Annotated in this window: 15 protein-coding genes; 7 read left to right on the top strand and 8 right to left on the bottom strand. The window is 41.4% G+C overall.

Annotated elements, in window-relative coordinates:
• Positions 1-13 precede the first annotated feature (13 nt).
• The 3 genes from ACMVDV_RS11620 to elbB form a co-directional block, all read right to left on the bottom strand.
• Positions 14-2,587: a diguanylate cyclase domain-containing protein gene (locus ACMVDV_RS11620; RefSeq protein ID WP_416158220.1), complete on the bottom strand. Its 2,574-nt coding sequence runs from the start codon at positions 2,585-2,587 to the stop codon at positions 14-16.
• Positions 2,588-2,780: 193 nt separating this feature from the next.
• Positions 2,781-3,173 (bottom strand): c-type cytochrome, encoded by a 393-nt coding sequence (locus tag ACMVDV_RS11615; RefSeq protein ID WP_304182049.1) that lies wholly within the window; start codon positions 3,171-3,173, stop codon positions 2,781-2,783.
• A 183-nt stretch (positions 3,174-3,356) separates the two neighbouring features.
• Positions 3,357-4,007 (bottom strand): isoprenoid biosynthesis glyoxalase ElbB, encoded by a 651-nt coding sequence (gene elbB, locus ACMVDV_RS11610; RefSeq protein WP_416158219.1) that lies wholly within the window; start codon positions 4,005-4,007, stop codon positions 3,357-3,359.
• A 569-nt stretch (positions 4,008-4,576) separates the two neighbouring features.
• Between elbB and polA the strand changes: the two genes are divergently transcribed.
• Positions 4,577-7,312 carry a DNA polymerase I gene (gene polA / locus ACMVDV_RS11605; RefSeq protein WP_304182046.1) on the top strand — a complete coding sequence of 912 codons (2,736 nt, stop codon included), beginning with the start codon at positions 4,577-4,579 and terminating at the stop codon, positions 7,310-7,312.
• A 55-nt stretch (positions 7,313-7,367) separates the two neighbouring features.
• Here the strand turns inward: polA and ACMVDV_RS11600 are convergent, their stop codons facing one another.
• Positions 7,368-8,177, bottom strand: coding sequence for a lipase secretion chaperone (locus ACMVDV_RS11600; protein ID WP_416158218.1), 810 nt, complete (start codon positions 8,175-8,177; stop codon positions 7,368-7,370).
• Positions 8,178-8,180: 3 nt separating this feature from the next.
• Complete coding sequence (locus ACMVDV_RS11595; RefSeq protein WP_416158217.1) at positions 8,181-9,101, bottom strand: lipase family alpha/beta hydrolase; 921 nt, start codon at positions 9,099-9,101, stop codon at positions 8,181-8,183.
• Between the two features lie 441 nt (positions 9,102-9,542).
• On the opposite strand from ACMVDV_RS11595, the gene ACMVDV_RS11590 reads away from it, so the two are divergent.
• Both ACMVDV_RS11590 and ACMVDV_RS11585 read left to right on the top strand, forming a co-directional pair.
• Positions 9,543-10,130, top strand: coding sequence for a YceI family protein (locus tag ACMVDV_RS11590; protein ID WP_304182041.1), 588 nt, complete (start codon positions 9,543-9,545; stop codon positions 10,128-10,130).
• Positions 10,130-10,651 carry a DUF1285 domain-containing protein gene (locus tag ACMVDV_RS11585; protein ID WP_304182040.1) on the top strand — a complete coding sequence of 174 codons (522 nt, stop codon included), beginning with the start codon at positions 10,130-10,132 and terminating at the stop codon, positions 10,649-10,651. The genes ACMVDV_RS11590 and ACMVDV_RS11585 overlap by 1 nt, the downstream gene beginning before the upstream one ends.
• On the opposite strand, the gene yihA is transcribed toward ACMVDV_RS11585, so the two are convergent.
• Positions 10,652-11,314, bottom strand: a complete 663-nt coding sequence (gene yihA / locus ACMVDV_RS11580) for a ribosome biogenesis GTP-binding protein YihA/YsxC (RefSeq protein ID WP_304182039.1) — start codon at positions 11,312-11,314, stop codon at positions 10,652-10,654.
• Between the two features lie 295 nt (positions 11,315-11,609).
• On the opposite strand from yihA, the gene ACMVDV_RS11575 reads away from it, so the two are divergent.
• The 3 genes from ACMVDV_RS11575 (at position 11,610) to ACMVDV_RS11565 (ending at position 14,090) form a co-directional block, all read left to right on the top strand.
• Positions 11,610-12,242 (top strand): c-type cytochrome, encoded by a 633-nt coding sequence (locus tag ACMVDV_RS11575; protein WP_304182038.1) that lies wholly within the window; start codon positions 11,610-11,612, stop codon positions 12,240-12,242.
• Between the two features lie 745 nt (positions 12,243-12,987).
• Positions 12,988-13,578: a Der GTPase-activating protein YihI gene (yihI, locus tag ACMVDV_RS11570; protein ID WP_416158216.1), complete on the top strand. Its 591-nt coding sequence runs from the start codon at positions 12,988-12,990 to the stop codon at positions 13,576-13,578.
• On the top strand, positions 13,578-14,090 hold the full coding sequence (locus tag ACMVDV_RS11565) for a DUF2489 domain-containing protein (RefSeq protein ID WP_416158215.1): 513 nt from the start codon (positions 13,578-13,580) through the stop codon (positions 14,088-14,090). Before yihI ends, ACMVDV_RS11565 begins: the two co-directional genes overlap by 1 nt.
• 63 nt (positions 14,091-14,153) lie before the next feature.
• Here the strand turns inward: ACMVDV_RS11565 and hemN are convergent, their stop codons facing one another.
• Both hemN and ACMVDV_RS11555 read right to left on the bottom strand, forming a co-directional pair.
• Positions 14,154-15,527, bottom strand: a complete 1,374-nt coding sequence (hemN, locus tag ACMVDV_RS11560) for an oxygen-independent coproporphyrinogen III oxidase (RefSeq protein WP_416158214.1) — start codon at positions 15,525-15,527, stop codon at positions 14,154-14,156.
• A gap of 108 nt (positions 15,528-15,635) precedes the next feature.
• Positions 15,636-17,663, bottom strand: coding sequence for a methyl-accepting chemotaxis protein (locus ACMVDV_RS11555; RefSeq protein ID WP_416158213.1), 2,028 nt, complete (start codon positions 17,661-17,663; stop codon positions 15,636-15,638).
• A 129-nt stretch (positions 17,664-17,792) separates the two neighbouring features.
• Here ACMVDV_RS11555 and ACMVDV_RS11550 point away from each other — a divergent pair, with 129 nt between their 5' ends.
• The gene (locus ACMVDV_RS11550) at positions 17,793-18,563 is read left to right on the top strand and encodes an NADP-binding protein (protein ID WP_416158212.1); all 771 of its coding nucleotides are present in this window, start codon (positions 17,793-17,795) and stop codon (positions 18,561-18,563) included.
• Position 18,564 lies beyond the last annotated feature (1 nt).

Genomic DNA, 18,564 nt, shown 5'->3' with positions numbered 1-18,564 from the left:
AACGAGCCTACGCTTAGTTTAATAGTTGCTCGACTGTGGGAGCTGCTGGTATTGCAGTGCTGCTATTAATTGCATGTTGCTTACCAATGAATAGCAATAAACCATGGCTGTCGAGCAAGGCTCTATAATTGAGGATTGAAGGGCCTTTTGCTATTACTTTAACTTGCTTTATTTTAGTAATTGCGAGTACGCCTTGCAGTTGTAAATCAAAGCTTTTTTGTTGTAACACCCGTTTACTAAAGGTAGAGCTAAGCAGTAAATAATCGAAATGAAGATCGCACAGTAAATTAAGTTCGCAACGGTCTTTGGCAAAATCATTTAAGCCAATCGAATAACCCAGCTCATTGAGCATTTTTAAATTACTCATTTGCACAGCCGAAGCGTAACGGATCTCTTGTTCATTAAATAATAAACAAATTTGTTTTTTGACGTTGTGGTTTTGCATTGTTTGGCATAACGCTTGAAACTCAATTTTTTCGAGTAATAAGCCAGAGCAAGGAAACAATACCTTAGCCAATTGTGCTGCTTGGATCTGTTGACAGGCTGTAGTTAATAATTGCAATTCAACTTCGAGCTGTTGCGCTTTATCTGCGGCAAATTTCTTTAATATTTCAAAACTGGTGCTACCAAGTACCGGGTGTTCACCAAATGCTTCAAGTAATGACTCTGATTGATGCTGTTCATCGAGTGTGATGATTTCAGAGCAGCGAAAGTGCATTGGTAAAGAATCTAAGTGATGGCTGGTCTCTAATTCATAAGGACTCGTACCGGCACTGAGTAACGGATGATAAAACTCAAAGCGGCTGCGGCCTGCATTTTTGGCATAATACATCGCAGCATCTGCATCACGGATAATTTCATCGGTATGCTTATAGCTTGTTTTAGAGTAGGTGATCCCGACACTGGCACCGCTTTGTACACAAATACCTTTCATGCAAAATGGTTTTTTCATTAGTTCAATTAAGCGCTTAGCCACATCTTCGGCTTGCTGGCGTTCGGTTAAGTGGGTTAATAAAATAACAAACTCATCGCCACCTAAACGAGCAAGTAAATCATGCTCACGAATGCACTGTGAAAACGATTCGCTAACCCCAATTAAAAACTGATCGCCCGCTTGGTGCCCTAGCTGATCGTTAATATCCTTAAACTTATCTAAATCAATAAACAGTACCGCAAACTGCTGCTCAGGGTAGCGTTGATAATGCTGTAAGGTCTTTTCTAACTGAGTTAAAAATAGACTGCGATTAGGTAATCCCGTGAGCGGATCATGATGGGCATCGTGATATAGCTGTTGCTCTATTTTTTTTCGCTCTTCAATTTGCATTTGTAAGTGCATATTGGTTTGACGAATTTCTTTGGTTTTTTCAGCAACTCGATATTCTAACTGCTGGTGACTGTGTTTTAATGCCTGAGCCGCTAAATGAGCCTGTAAAACGGTGGCAATCTGATGTGAAACAAAGGTGATAAGTTCAAAATCGTCTTGATCAAAAACATGTTTATTATTATAGGCTTGGCAGGTTATCAGGCCAATAACACCTTGTGCTGTTTTAAGTGGCGCACCTAACCAACTGGTTGCTGCGTGTAAATCAGCGTATGACTCTGGACGTTCTACTTCGCCAGATTTTCGCAGCTTCTCTGCGCGGGTAGAGTCAATCAGCTGGGTTTGTTCGGTACGTAAAACTAATTCACTATAACCTTTGGCAAAAGGACGCGGTTGAGTATTCTCTCTATATTCATCCACACAGTACGGAAAGTTTAACCAGCCGGTTTCTCGATCGTACAAGGCAATGTATAAATTCTCAGCGTAAGTTATTGACTTTATTATTTCATGTACCTGTAGATAGACTTCATCAATATGCTTCGTTTGCGTCGCTAATTCTGAAATTTTAAACAGAATATGTTGGCGTGCGAGGGTTTTTTTATGTTGCTCTACTTCGAGATTAAGTGCTTCATTACTTTGTGTTAAGGCGCGAGTCCTTATTTTTACTTCAGACTCTAGTAGTTCGCGCTTTTTTACCCGCTCGATAGCCGTCGATAAATACAGCGACATCACTTCTAGGAGTTCAATTTGTTGCTCAGAATAACATTGTTCCTTGTCGTAACTTTGCGCAACTAATACACCAATAATACTTTGCTCTCTGTATACCGGCACACCGACCCAATGCTCCGCAGGTGTACCAAGTACCTTAAATAATCCTTTATCCGCAGCGGCCTGCATCTCTTCACCTTGGAAGTAGGTGGTTTTGCCTTGTTTAAACACATACCCAGTAACGCCTTGGAGAAAGTTATGATCTTGATTAAGGGGCACCGAAATACCATCTTTTTCATCGGCAAAGTAAGATAATTCAAGGGTGTTACTAAATTGATTTAATAGCACCACGTAAAAGCTTTTACTGGGTACATAATCTTGCAAAATATTGTGGATAGCAGGGTAAAGTAGCGTTAATTCGGCAACAGAACTGGCTTGCTCTGATAATTGGATCAGGGCATTTTGTAAGTGGTGTGATTGCTTATACTTTTGGACTAAAGCTTTTAAACGACTATTCTTATGCTCTAGCTTATGTAATAAGGCCGTTATATCTTCCAATGACAGTAACCGATTTTTATTATTGTATATTTATTGGGCTTATATTTTCACTTTTTCGGTTAATCGTCAAGCGGACAATAGTATTAGAAAAGCATAATAATAAATAATGATAAAGGTAGGGGTAAACTTATTATGGTAATAAAAAAGGCTGATTAAAATCAGCCTTTATAAAAACATATTACAGTATTAAGTATTAATTTTTGGTCATGAAATCGATGGCTGCTTGTAGCTCATCATCTGAACAATCCATACATGTGCCTTTTGGTGGCATCGCATTAAAACCGTTAATTGCATGATTTAAAAGAGTATCTGCGCCTTTAGCTAAGCGTGGAGCCCAATCATCAGCTGATTTTGGTGCGCCGAGTGCGCCAGTACCATGACATGCAAAACAGGCAGCTTGGTAAACTTGTTCACCAGTGCGAGGACCCGTCGGCACTTCAGCAACGGCTGCTTTATCGCCTTCAAAGTAAACTGCACCAACCGGTGCGATACGTTTTTTGATCGCATCTTCAGTCATAGAATTATCATATGGCTGTGCGTATGCGGTGGTTGCTAGCAATAATAATGCAGCTGATAGTTTTTTCATTTTGCCTTGCTCACTTCGATTTGAACGTGATCAATCACGATAGATGACGGAATTTAGCACGATTATAACGCTTAGCCACAATTTATAAAACGCTGTGAGCTGTTTTTATTTTGAAAAAACGACATTTTTTGTGTTAGCGCAATAAAATGTCGTTATAAAACTCAGTAATTGTTCGCTAATGGTTTAACACATTTTAATGACAGCTTTGACCAGTTTTTCAATACCGGCATCGGCATCCAAAATTGATTGTGCCAGCATATAAGCCGGTGTGCTAACTAGTTTGTGTTGCTCATCAATAACAACGTCGTTGACCGCACAAGCAATGTGCTGGGCACCTAATTTTTGTAATGCATCGGCAGTATCAGCGTCATTACCTATGGTCGCTTTAACACCATTACCATAGATCAAGGGGATCATTGCAGGTGCTATACACATATAACCTGCTGCTTTGTTGGCATCAGCAAATGCTTTACCGACACGAAGCATGTCAGCGTGTAATTGTGCTTGTGTGCCTTTAACAGCAAAATCGCAGAGGTTTTTCGCGGCGCCAAAGCCACCAGGGACAATTAACCCATCAAAATCATTAACGTCTAATTGAGATAGCGCTTTAATCTCACCTCTTGCAATGCGGGCAGCTTCTACTAGTACGTTACGATTTGGCTGCATTTCCTCGCCAGTGAGATGATTGATGGTATGCAACTGCTCGATGTCAGGAGCAAAACATTGGTAGCTTGCGCCAGCTTTAGCAATATGTAATAAGGTTAATACAGCTTCGTTGATCTCCGCACCGTCATAAACTCCACAACCCGCTAAAATTACAGCTATTTTTTTCATATATTTGACTCTTATTTATGTTTCATAAAATTAGTTTAGCACGGCTTTTTAGTGGCCGTCGTGACCTTTGTAAGATCATTTTATGATCTTACTTTCGTTCATTTAAAGATTATTTTTATTTGATAATTCTCTTGAGGGTAAGTAAAAGCGCGCTATATGCTTTTTTAAAAGATCGCTAAGAGGAAAAAATTATAAAGGATCACTATGATCTTTGATCCATTGTGATAGAATGCTCGTCCGGTTATTTATAAGGGATTAATTAACCGTTATTCGTTGTACCAAAAAAGCAGAATGAAGGGAAGCGTTGAAATGCTTTTCCACATTGCTATAAAAAATAATAAAAAAAGAACCTCGCATTATCTTTTTTAAACAAAACATACACTTAACATTTTTCTAAGTAATTTTAATTTACTTTGGAGGAATAGCTTGTGGCTGTTATCTACATAGTTATCCACAGCTTGCTCTTGTTTGGTCGATTAAACAAAGCTTAATTGGCAGTCGTTTTATCTGTGTCCTTATGGCATGCTTACAATTATTTCGTTTTCTCTCATTTAGGATCCAATTACACCATGGCTCAGATCCCTGAAAATCCACTTATTTTAGTTGATGGCTCTTCCTACTTATTCCGTGCATATCATTCACCACCGCATTTAACTAACTCCAAAGGTGAAGCAACCGGCGCTATTTATGGCGTTGTAAATATGATGAAAAGCCTGATCAAACAATATGATCCAAGTCATATGGTGGTGGTTTTTGATGCTAAAGGTAAAACTTTCCGTAATGATATGTACAGTGAGTACAAGGCTAATCGCCCACCGATGCCAGATGACTTACGTACCCAAATAGCGCCGTTGCATAGTATTATTAAAGCGATGGGCTTTCCGCTTATTAGCATTGAAGGTGTCGAAGCCGATGACGTGATTGGTACTTTTGCACGAATCGCCTCAGAGCAACAGCGCCATGTATTGATTTCAACCGGCGATAAAGATATGGCACAGCTCGTTAATGAGCATGTCACCCTGATCAATACCATGACTGACAGTATTTCTGATCCCGAGACGGTTGTTGAAAAGTTTGGCGTTGGTCCTGAGCTAATTATCGACTACCTAGCCTTAATGGGTGACAAGGTTGATAACATCCCTGGTGTAGATGGCTGCGGTCCTAAAACGGCGGTTAAGTGGTTACAAAAATACGGATCGTTACAAGGTGTGCTTGATCATGCCGATGAGATCAAAGGTAAGATCGGCGAAAAACTTGCCGCAGCCGTTGCGCATTTACCGCTAAGTTATGAACTGGCGACCATTAAATGTGATGTTGAGGTTGAATCAGACCTAGATACTTTCAAACTACAAGAACCTAACCGAGACGAATTAATTGCTTTATACGGTGAATGCGAATTCCGCCGTTGGTTGGCTGAACTACTTGATAACCCGAAAGATACCGATACTCACTTAGCAGTGCCAAGTGAAGCGAATGAATTACCGCAAGTGGCTGATGCTCACTATGAAACAATCCTGACCACAGAGCAATTAGATACTTTAGTCGAGCAATTAAATGCCGCTGAACTATTTGCCTTTGATACAGAAACGACCAGCCTTGATTATATGCAAGCGCAGCTTGTGGGTATGAGCTTTGCTGTAAAAGCGGGTGAAGCCGTGTACTTGCCGATTGCCCATGATTACCCAGGCGCGCCTGAGCAATTAAGCTTAGAGACGGTAATGGCTAAGATTGGGCCAATTTTAGCAGATAAAAGCAAAGCAAAAGTAGGGCAAAACCTTAAATACGATAAGAGCGTATTAGCCAATGCCGGTTTTGAACTTAAAGGGATTAAGTTCGATACTATGCTTGAATCTTATGTGTTCAACAGTGTTGGCACGCGCCATGATATGGATTCGTTAGCACTAAAATACCTAGGTCATAAAAATATCAGCTTTGAAGATATTGCCGGTAAAGGTAAAAAGCAGCTGACGTTTAATCAAATTGAACTGGAAAAAGCCGCGCCGTATGCAGCTGAAGATGCCGATATTACGCTGCGCTTGCATGAAGTGTTATGGCCTAAAATAGCTGCCGATGAAAAACTTAAAGCGGTATTTGAAGAAATAGAATTACCGCTGCTTAGTGTAATTTCAGATATTGAGCGCACTGGTGTAGCAATCGATAGCAAAATGCTTGCCGCGCACAGCCAGCGTTTGGGTGAGCGTTTAATTGAGCTGGAAAAAGAAGCCCATGAGATTGCTGGTGAACCATTTAACTTAAGCTCACCAAAGCAACTACAAGTACTGTTGTTTGAAAAACTCAAACTACCCGTTATTAAAAAAACGCCAAAAGGCGCGCCATCGACTGCGGAAGAAGTGCTGCAAGAGTTAGCTCACGATTATCCACTGCCAAAAGTGATCATCGAGCACCGCGGTTTATCTAAGCTTAAATCGACTTACACCGACAAGCTGCCATTAATGGTGAATGAGCAAACTAACCGTGTGCATACGTCTTACCATCAAGCGGTAACGGCGACAGGGCGTTTAAGTTCGACCGATCCTAATTTACAGAATATTCCCATTCGTTCAGAAGAAGGGCGTCGTATTCGAGAAGCCTTTATCGCTGCCGATGGTTATAAAATTGTCGCTGCCGATTACAGCCAAATTGAGCTCCGTATTATGGCGCATTTATCGCAAGACAAAGGTTTACTCAGTGCGTTTGCCAATGGTCTTGATGTGCACAGTGCAACCGCTGCAGAAGTATTTGGCGTTGCTTTAGAAGATGTCACTACCGATATGCGTCGTAAAGCCAAAGCGGTTAACTTTGGTTTAATTTATGGCATGTCGGCATTTGGTTTAGCGCGTCAACTTGATGTGCCACGTCATGAAGCACAACACTATATTGATAAATACTTTGAGCGCTTCCCTGGGGTGCTTGAGTATATGGAGTCAACTCGAGGCAAAGCGGCTGAAAACGGTTACGTTGAAACCATCTTTGGTCGTCGTCTGCATTTACCTGAGATCAATGCCCGTAATGGCGCTCGTCGTAAAGGGGCGGAGCGTGCCGCGATCAATGCGCCAATGCAAGGCACTGCCGCTGATATCATCAAAAAAGCGATGCTAACGGTCAATAAATGGGTGTATGAACAAGCACCGGGTACCGTTAAGTTACTAATGCAAGTGCACGATGAATTGGTCTTTGAAATTAAAACTGAGTGTGTTGAACAATACACTACAGAAATTTGCCAGTTAATGTCTGATGCTGCGAAATTAGATGTGCCATTAGTGGTTGAAGCTGACAGCGGAGATAATTGGCAACAAGCCCATTAACACTGAGCTTTTTGAATCATGTAAGCGTGGCTGTACTGTGTACAGCCACGTTTTTTTAGCTCTGGGGAAACAGTGCTAAAAACCGTCTTTTTTGATTTTCGGTAAGATGTTGATTGAGTAATTGCGCGATCTTTTGCTCGGCTTGCTGTGGATCATGATGTTGTTTTAGCTGCACAATTTGTTGCTGCAATTGCTCGCTAAGCGTTTGCCACTGTAGGCGTTGCTGTTGTAATGCAATTAACCGTGTTGCTGCGGCATCGCCGAATTCCGCTGCGAGTTGATTGTAATCTTGCTGCTGCAATGCCTCTTTATAGCTGTTGTTTAATTGCTGTAACTGTTGCGTTGCTTGCAATGATTGAGTGATCTCATCGGGTTGCTCAGCGTCAAGGTTAGCTAACAGCTGTTGCTTCAGCTCTTTAGTTAAACTGCTATCGGCATTGATGGCTAATTTGGCTATTGTATAACGTTGCCACTGATTATCATCAGCAAAGAGCAAAGCAATTTCAGCCTCGCTAAAATAGCGCTGCTGAAAAGCAATCATTTCAGCTAATTGTTCACTTAGCGGTACATGAGCGAGTTGTTGTTGCAGCTCTGCTAGCGCGACTTTAAAGCTGAGGTAGCGATTAAATAGCTCACTGTTTTTCCTGCAAGCAGCCAATTTATCGCAATGCTGTTGCGCTTGCAAAGCGGTAAATTCAGCGGACTCTTGGGAGGCTAAAATAACGTGTTCAAAAACGTTATCAATCGCCACCGGGGTATCCACCTGCGGTGGTGGTGTAGCTACTCGCTGCGCTGGGTTGGATAAGTAAATTAACATGCTGCTAGCGACAGCAATCGCTAGCACTAGGCTGAATAACCATTTCATTATTTACAGACCTAAGTTTTTCAAGCGATTGGCATGTTGGCGATAGACAGTCAGCGGATCCGTGGCAAACAAATGATGGAAGCCAATCATCTGGTTTACTTGATCAAGGTGGTTCATCCGATAATTATCTTTTAAAACATAGCCTAAATGACTGCTACAGCGTGACACTAAACCGTCGTCGTCCCCTGGGATCAGCAACGAGGTCAGTGCTAATGCAGCATCTGATGGGTCAAAAGCATTGGTTAAAGTGCGAGTGCCACTCCAAGAGAAATAATACACCCCGTTACTTGCACGCATAGGACCTTGTTGGCATGGTGATGCTGGTAAACCTTCTGGGTATTGCTGATTAAATGCCAGCGCGCCCTCAGTGGTTAAACTCTGCAAAGCACCCATTGCATCTTGTGGTAACTGGCTATTGCCAGAAAGTAAGGCAATGAGTCCACCAAAAGCATCAAAAGCGGCTTTTGCTACCCCCTCAAGCGTTGAACCTGGTGTTAGTCCTTCACGGACGACATCAGCCACTGGACTACCAAAATTCACTCCGCCAACACTGGTTGCAGAAGCAACTAAGTCGGGGCGTAGTGAGGCCACATAGCGAATACTCTGCGCTCCTTGACTGTGGCCAATTAGGTTTACTTTGGCAATGCCTGTGAGTGCAATAATTTGTTCAACTTGTTGCAGTAATTGTTCGCCGCGTTGTTCAGAACTATGCAGCGAGGATACGGCTGTAACGTAAACCTGTGCACCGTCACGACTGAGACTCGTGGGCACCCGATAAAAGTAATCAACCCCTAACACATCGTCAAAGCCCATTAAGCCATGGGCTAATACAATGGGGTATTTGGTTTGGGTGTAGCCGGCCTGCGCGGTATTACAGAAGATAAATAGCAAACTGCATAGGTATAGCATGGTTATTTTTTTCATGATCTGTGCTCTTTTATTGTGTGTGTTGTTGGTAGCTTTTGAGCTGCTTAACCAGTTCAAAAGACGTGGAGTTTTTATTCTAATAAGTTAATAGAACAAATTTTGAGCACACAATCAATGTTAATATTAAGTTAAATTAATCTGTAATTTGTAGATTTCGTTATATGTTTATCAATTCTGCAGGTGAGTACCTGTATTTAGTTTATTTATCATTATTAGTTTGCTAAAGTCCGCGCGTCCTCATCCTGTAGGACATCCTGTTGATGATGCACTCGAAAGGGTGCAACGTATTGATAGCTTCTCCCCAGTTTGCTATACCGACCCAGTATTCATTTACTGGGTTGTTTTTTACCCCTCTTATTTAATTAAACTGCTATTGATTGCACTTCATAGAACAAGTGATACCATTGAATCTCATTTTCATTTTGAAAGGAATGCGTGATGGTTAAGTCAATTGCGATATTGGGTCTTTCGTTATCAAGCTTATTAGTCTCTGGTGTTGCCAGTGCTGATTGGCAGGTTAATAATGATCAAAGTAAAGTAAGTTTTGTGTCTATTAAGTCAAATAGTATTGCTGAAGTGCACCACTTCAAAAATGTGTCAGGTAGTTTAGCTGAAAATGGTTCTTTCTCGGTCGATATTGATCTGAGCTCAGTTGAAACTATGATCCCTATTCGTAATGAACGCATGACTCAGTTGTTATTTGAAACCGCGAAGTTTCCAACAGCAACTATAACAGCAAATTTAAGTAAGCAATTAAAAGTGCTTAAGCCTGGCCAACATGTGTTTGAAGGTGTCAGTGCTGAACTTGATTTTCATGGCACTAAGCAAGAGATTAAACTGGATGTTATGGCCAACCTGTCTTCGCAAGGGGATATTAGCGTTTCGTCAATGAGCCCGATTATCATTAATGGCGCAGACTTTGCCGTCATAGATGGCATTACACAACTGCAAAAGTTAGCCGGTTTGCCATCAATAGCAACGGCAGTGCCTGTTAGTTTCTCATTAACGATGAGCAAGCTTAAATAATGTACTCTTTGAATGAGCTTGCCACAGCACTTGAACAGCCAAGCAAGCCATTTTCACAGTGGCAGCCGCAGCATTGTGGCGAGCTGCCTATTATCATTAACCAGCAAGGTGAGTGGTTATATGGAGGCAGTAAAATTAATCGTATCGCTATGGTTAAGCTGTTTGCCTCAGTTTTGTGTAAAGAGCAGGATACGTTTTATTTAAAAACGCCAATCGAAAAAATAGCCATTACAGTCCACGATGCTCCTTTTATAATCGTTAATTGGCGCTTTGCAATGACAGAGCAAGGGCAAGTGTTATGTTGTGTGGATAATTTACAGCGAACGTGGCTAGTAACGTGCGAGCAGCCTTTAATAGTACAAGGTTATCAGGGTGCTGATGTACCGTATTTACAGTTACCTTATGGCTGTAGTGCGCGGGTCTCTAGAAGTGTGTTTTATCAGTGGGCTGAAATAGCCGATGCTGATCAGCAAGGCTATTTCATTCAATCTGCGGGTCAGCGCTTTTACTTAAACGTGTGATTAAGCATCTGATTCAGGCGTTTGTTCAACATCAGTAGGCGGTATCGCAACTATTGGTCCTAGGAACCATTCATCTAATTTCTTCGCAACTTCAGGTAATCCAGTGCCTTTTAAAGATGAAAATGCATGAACGGTAATATCACCCTCTAAAGTGCTTAATTCGCGACGAACTTGCAAAACTTGTGCTTTACGAGCGCCTTGCTTTAGTTTGTCTGCTTTAGTTAACAATGCCAATACTGGAATTTCACTGCCAATTGCCCAGTTAATTAAATCACGGTCTAGATCTTTAAGAGGATGACGAATATCCATTAGTACAACGATACCCTTTAAACTTTGACGTTTTTGCAGGTATTCGCCTAATGACTTCTGCCACTTCTTTTTCATTTCGATCGGTACCTTAGCAAAACCATAACCAGGTAAATCGATTAGACGCATATCATCAACATCGGCTAATTCAAATGTGTTGATCAGCTGCGTGCGACCAGGGGTTTTACTGGTACGCGCCAGTTTTTGGTCTGTTAAAGCATTAAGAGCACTAGACTTACCGGCGTTGGAGCGGCCTGCAAAGGCAACTTCAATACCCGTATCAGTAGGTAATTTAGTGATATCTGGAGCGCTGGTTACGAACGACGCAGTGTTATATTTGATACGAGATTTGAGCACAGGCTCTCCTAGAAACTTAATTAAGTATTACAGCGAGTAAACTTTACTTAATTAAAGTTCACTTAAGGGGCGCATTTTATACTATTACGACACTATTAAAAAGCTGATTTGGACGAAGATCGCAGCCTAAAATAAACTAAAACGGTAGCTCTAAAGCTTAATCTAGGTCAAAACCCTATAATTTATAAGTTTAATATGAGTAGAAAACGTGCCAGAGAATTTATTATCGTGTAGAATATATAAATCACAACATCCATATTGTAGATGATACAGGGTCGGAAACAGAGAATTCACCATGAAAAAAATAGCACTATCTTTAACTATATTGCTTGGTGCGTTGTCAGCAAGCAACGCAACAGCATTTGATGGCGATGTAAACGCAGGTAAAGAAAAATCAGCAACGTGTGCGGCTTGTCACGGCCCAGACGGTAATGCGCCGGTTAATATCTACCCAAAAATTGCAGGCCAGCACGCAGATTACATTTATAAGCAACTTGTCGATTTGAAATCAGGTATGACTTCAGGTGGCAAAAAAGGTCGTATGGACCCTGTCATGAGCGCAATGGCAATGCCATTAAACGATCAAGACATGAAAGATGTAGCGGCTTACTTTGCATCACTTAACATGTCAGAAGGTGCGACACCTAAAGATGTAGTTGAAGTTGGCGCAATGCTTTATAAAGCTGGTGACGCAGAACGTGGTATCCCAGCATGTGCTGCATGTCATGGTCCACGAGGGAATGGCTCATCATTAGCTATGTTTCCAAAAATCTCTTTTCAACATCCTGAATACATCAAGGCACAACTTGAAAAATTCCGTGATGGCACACGCCACAATGATTTAAATGGCATGATGCAAGATATTGCGAAGAAACTAACGGATAAAGATATCGAAGTACTGTCTAAGTACCTAGGTGGACTACACTAAAGTAGTATAGATTAATTGCATTATTAATACTAAACTCCATATTAGTTACAAAAAGCAGCGTAGGCTGCTTTTTTTGTATTTGTAATTTGTCGATATTGCCATTTCATTTGTGAGACATTGACCATGTCTGGCTGTAAGCTAAATCTTATTTTTATTTTTGTTTTTATCATAACCTACTGTAATTTAATGTTTTCACAATGTTGCAATTTATGTTGTGTAAGAAAAGTTATATAAATTAGTTGTAACAAAATTATTAATGCGTAAATTAACCCCTGTCGCTGCAACAATAAGAACAAAATGGATTAAACTACACGGAAAGTAGTGTGACGTGATTATCGGGGATAAGACATCGGTTGATGTCTGCAAGGGAATATTAAAAAAGAGTCAATGAAGACCGAGAATAATAAAATCTCATGGAAGTTTAAAATAACAACAAAATGGAATGTTACACGGAAGGTAAAAATAATAACAACATGGAACAACAAAAATAATAACAATAATAAAGACTAAAAAGTCGAAGGGAGAAGTGTCCAGTTAAATGGCGCTCAGATTAGCAGGCGGTAGAGATGTTTTCTCTACCGCCTTTTTATTTGTCCTGTTACAATAGTCACTGTATATAAATAGAGTGCGCTAGTAGTCGAGTTACCCAACCTCATTCCGCACAAACCGAATTCTTCTGGCAAGGCCAGCATCGCAACGCCACAGTGCGCGTTGCTCAAAACCTCTTAAGTGAGATGATCAAGATATGAGTAGAACTAAAAAGTCACGTAAAATCCCGTCTAACGGTCCTGTTCGTTTAAGCCAAGATAAGCTTAAAGAAATGCGTGCGTTAAAAGAGCAACGTGTTAAAAAAACCAAAGGTGCTAAACCAGGTTCACGTAATTCGATTGATGCTTTACAGCCAGAGAGCAAAGGCAATCAGCAACACAAAGACAAGCGTGTTGGTAGTAAAAAACCAATCCCTTTAATTGCTGTTGCAGCAGAGCCTGTTATTGAGCTTAAACGTAACTTGAAGCCACAAGTTGAACTGAAAAAAGTAGTTCAGCCTGAGCTTTCACCAGAGCAAGAACTAGAAGCGCTAGAAAATGACGAGCGTCTATTAAAGCTGGTTGAATTGCATGAAAGTGGCCAGTTATTAACAGGTAAAGATGCTAAATACTTCAATAGTCGTATTGCTCGCCATCAAGTGTTATGCGAATTACTGGGTATTGAAGACGAAGACGCCGCTGATGATTTTGATGATGAAGAATTTAGCGAACAAGGTAATAGTGATTTTGATCATTACTTGTCGAACGATTTAGCCAATGAATGGTTAGATGACGAGGACGATAAATAATGAACATGATGATCTTAGCTCTGTGTGTTGGTGCTGTGATCATTGCGGGGCTGGCATTTTATGCCGGCCAGTTACTGTATAAACTCAGTGCGCAAAAAAAGCAGATAGTGAAAGAGCAGGCAAAGCAACAAGCAAAGCTTGCCCAGTCGCGTTTAGAGCGTAATGCCAAACTCGCCGATAGTATTCATTTAATCGCTCGTGCTATGCATCAAGAGCAGTGTGAGTTCTCAGAAGGGAGTTTACGTATCTGGGTGCTAATGTCGCAATACAGCTTTACGGATGACGAAGACCTTCCAGGGCGTTATCCAGGTATATTTGCTATGTATGAAGTAGTAAAAGAAATGCCAACGCATGACGCCCGCAAAAAATATTCGAAAAAAGAAATTTTTCAGCAAGATAGCGTTCGCTGGCGTGCTGAAGAAACTCATGCAAAGCAAATTAAAGCTGACTGTGAGAAAATCATTGAAGAGTTTAAAGCAGCCCCTGGTAGCGAAAACGTGGTGTTTAACTAATTTTACAGTATCTATAAAAAAAAGCAGACCTAGGTCTGCTTTTTTTATGCTTGTGTGTTCAGGTTAAATTACCCGTGAGAATCGAGTCGCGTTAATCTGGTTTTGTAAATGGGCGTCAAAGCACATGCAGATGATGCGAATAAATAAGTTACCCCGTTCGGTCACAGTAATCATGTTTTCATTGATAGTTACCATACCATCCGCTACGAGTGGATCGAGTGCTTTGAGTGCATCAGCAAAGTAGCTGGCAAAGTTGAGCTGGAATTTATCAGCGATAGCGTGGATATCAAGTTGAAAATGGCAAATCAACTGCTTGATAACTTCTGCCCGAATTACATCGTCGTGGCTTAATTGCATGCCCTTACAAATAGCGCTACCTAATTGCTTTTCAATGGCGTGGTAATACGCTTTTAACTGTTTTTGATTTTGTAAAATAGCAGTGCCAATTTGTGAAATTGATGATACCCCCAAACCTAATAAATCACAGTCACCATGAGTGGTGTAACCTTGGAAGTTACGATGTAATTGCCCACTATTTTGTGCAATAGCTAACTCATTACTGGTTTTTGCAAAGTGATCCATACCAATAAACTGATAACCTGCGTGACTCATTTGTTCTAAGGTATTCTTAAACATAGTGAGCTTATCGTGGGCATTGGGTAAATCGGCATCTTTAATTTTTCGCTGAGCGGCAAAGCGATCCGGTAAATGCGCGTAATTAAATACCGATACACGATCAGGGCTAAGGGCAATTAATTGCTCAATAGTCTCTTTAAAGCTCTCGGGAGTTTGTAGTGGCAAGCCATAAATCATATCTGCATTAATTGATTTGAAGCCGAGTTCACGGGCTTCACCAATCAAACTTTTTACAGCCTCCGCACTTTGTGGGCGGTTAACGGCAAGCTGTACTGCATCATTAAAATCTTGAATACCATATGAAACCCGATTAAAACCAAGGTTGCGCAAATGCTTTAACATGCCATCAGCTAATGAGCGTGGGTCAATTTCAATACCGCGTTCAGCCTCTGGAGCAAACTTAAAGTGCTGCTCAAGTAGCGCGATTAAACGGCTCATTTGTGTGCTGCTTAAAAAGGTTGGCGTCCCTCCGCCTAAATGCAATTGCTCTACTTGGTAGCCAGCAAATAGCGGTGCTTGGGCAATGATCTCTTGCTCTAAATAATCAAGATAAAGGTCTGCTTTTGACTGGTGACGAGTGATCACTTTATTACAGCCGCAGTAGTAACAAAGCTGACTGCAAAATGGGATATGGATATATAAAGAGAGACTATTGCTCGACGATGAATTGATTGCGTTAATCAAATCGTGCTGTTGGTAGCCATCATTAAACGACAATGCGGTTGGGTAAGAGGTGTATCTTGGCCCCGAAATATTGTACTTGTTTATTAAACTTTGATCCCATTTTGGTAAATTAATCATCACGCGCGCCTTTAATAAAGTTTGCATAATTATAAAAAAAACAGTGTGGGTGGGTATTGATCTATAACAAAAAAGAGTGCCATCACAGCACTCTTTATACTAGGGGCTTTAAAGTTTAAACTGATTGACGGTTTTATTGAGTGATGCTGCCAAGTCATTGAGTTCACGCGCTTCGTCAGCAAGTTCTAGGGCGTGATCGGCGGTGTTATTCACTAAATTATTAATCGCCGCTAAGCTGTTATTGATATCTTCAGCTACTACAGTTTGCTGCTCGGTTGAAGTGGCAATGTGATGACTTTGATCTTGTACTTTAGTCACTGCATCGGCAATGTTTTGTAGTGCATCCAGCACTTCTTGCGTTTGTGTGACTGAGCTTTGCGCACGCTGTTGCCCTTGCTGCATCATAGTAGAGGCTTGTTGAGCAATTTGTTGCAAGCGGGAGATCATGTTACGAATGTCATCGGTTGATTCTTGAGTGCGGCTTGCTAAGGAGCGAACTTCATCGGCAACAACCGCAAAGCCACGGCCTTGCTCGCCAGCACGGGCGGCTTCTATAGCAGCGTTCAGTGCCAGTAAGTTAGTTTGTTCAGCAATTGAATTGATCACATCAACAACGGCGCCAATATTGCCACTTTCTTGTTCTAAACCAGCGACTACTTTGGATGCTTCGCCGATGTGATCGGCCAATGCGGTCATTACGCTTTGCGCATTTTGCGAGCGTTTTGCACCATCAACAGAGATGTGCTGTACTTCTTCAGCTGCATTGTTGGTGTGTTGCGCGTTCCGAGAAATCTCCATCACTGTGGTGGCCATTTCAGTAACCGCGGCGCTAACGCTATCGACTTGCTGCTTCTCTTGTTGGATTTCATCATTGGTCTTTTGTGAGACTAAATTCAGCTGAGCCGCAGCGTTGGTTAATTGCTTTGCTTGTTTTGCGGTATCTAGCATCATAGCGCGTAGTTTATCGATAAAGGTATTCATATGATGAGCCAGTTGGCCCACTTCATCTTTGCTATCGATAGTAATTTTTTGGGTTAAATCACCATCACCGGAAGCGATGTCTCGCATAATATGGGTTAAGCTGATAATCGGTTGTGAGATCATCTGTGTGGCCCATAAAATCATCGCCATAATAATCAGTAGTATAATAACCACAGAGGTGGTGGTGGTCATTACCGCATCATTTACTGGCTCATCAATCATGCTACGTGGCACTAAAATACCCACATACCAATTTAAGTAAGGATGCTCTAATTGCAGGCGGTTATACACTACAAAATATTCTTGGCCCTGAAAGGTAACACTGGCATCCCCTGCGATGTTGTTTTTCATCTGTAGGTTAAGCTCACTAAATCCTTGGGTATTGCTAAATTGTTTTTCTAGTTGTTCAAGGCCTTCTTTACCATTTACTCCTTCATCAGTGATAGATAGCTTATGCTTAGTACGATTGGATAAGTGTACGACCTTTTGCTTGTCATCCAATAAAAACCCGTAACCCTGGCCGTTAAAGCGAATATCTTCGACCATTTTATTGATTTTATTAAGCTGTAAATCAACACCGCCAAACCCAACCAGCTCATTTTCCTGGTTGTAGACTGGCTGCTGTACCACGGCAGAGGCGTTTCGTGTGGTTAAATCAACGGAAATTGGCCCAACATATAATCGGTTCAGTTTTAACGCATCGATCCACCAACCGCGTTTATACGCATAATATGGTTCATTGTTGTAGTGAGTGGTTCGCTCATTTTCTTTAAAGTATTCACCGGTTTTTGCAGAGGCAAAAAAGGCCGATAAAATATTTTCATCTTGACTACTAATACGCACAAAATCTTGGTTTATTTCATCATAGCCAGGAGCGCCTTGTAGAGTTTGATCACGTTTATCCCAATTATCAAACCAGTTTACTAAATGCGGATTATTGACAAAAGTTGCGACCAGTTTGCCGTATTGAGCAAAGTAACTTTGCATGGATAGTTGTTCACTTTGCAGATAACTGTGCGCTTCGCGTTCGATACTTTGGCGAGACAAAGCGGCAATATGGTTAACAAAGTACGCTGAGGCAATCAGTAATAAGACACTTATCGTGCCGCCGATCAGGAGTAGTATTTTTTTTCTTAGGGATAAATTTTTAAGCATAAGTGCACACATTCTTGTTATTTAGTAGAGTAAGCACTCTTATCTAAGCATATCTTGGTACGCAGTGCTATGGTATGCGATAAGACAAATTAACGATATTTTATAAAATTGTAAGGGTGATGTTACTTAATGGGTACAAATAAAGACCAGTTAGTTGTTCTTGGCGCCGGTTGGCTGGGTCAGCCATTGTGTTTACAGCAGCAAGCAAAAGGGTGGCATGTACAAGGTACGCACCGCAGTAATGTGCACCAACATGCTTTTCAACGTCAGTTAGTATTTGCAGATAATAAGCTAACTCATCAACTTGATTTACATAATGCCTGGTGGGTATGCGCTATACCACCACGTAGTCGCCACGCTGACAGCCACTATTTAGCAACTCTGACACTGGCAATTGAACTTGCCAACTCAATGCAGGCAAAGGGCTTTTTATTATGCTCATCGACGGCTGTGTATGACCAAGATAACGCCACTTATACTGAACAAAGTGCAATACAGGCAACCACAGCAAGGCAACAGCCGCTAATTGCAGCTGAGCAGCATGTACTCGATGCTGGTGGTAAAGTACTTAGATTGGGTGGCTTAATTGGTCCTAACCGCGAACCAGGGCGGTTTGTGGCAGGTAAAGAGTTACGTGGTTCAAGTATGCAAACGGTTAATATGGTGCAGCAGCAAGATGTAATTAATGCGGTGCTTACCGTGCTGGAAAATTGGCAAACAGCTGCGCCAATTTATAATGTGGTTAATCCGGCGCATCCAACCAAAGCAGATTATTATCAGCAGAAGTGCCAGCAATATGGTACGCAAGCGCCCACGTTTAGTAGTCATTCAAGTGCCGAGCGCATCATTGATGGCTCGGCTATTGAAGAGCTAGGCTTTAGCTATCAATTTGATATTTAAC

The organism is Pseudoalteromonas sp. ASV78 (assembly GCF_047806705.1).
In the GTDB taxonomy this organism is placed as follows: Bacteria; Pseudomonadota; Gammaproteobacteria; order Enterobacterales; family Alteromonadaceae; genus Pseudoalteromonas; species Pseudoalteromonas prydzensis_A.
This window is presented reverse-complemented; position numbering and strand designations above follow the sequence as displayed.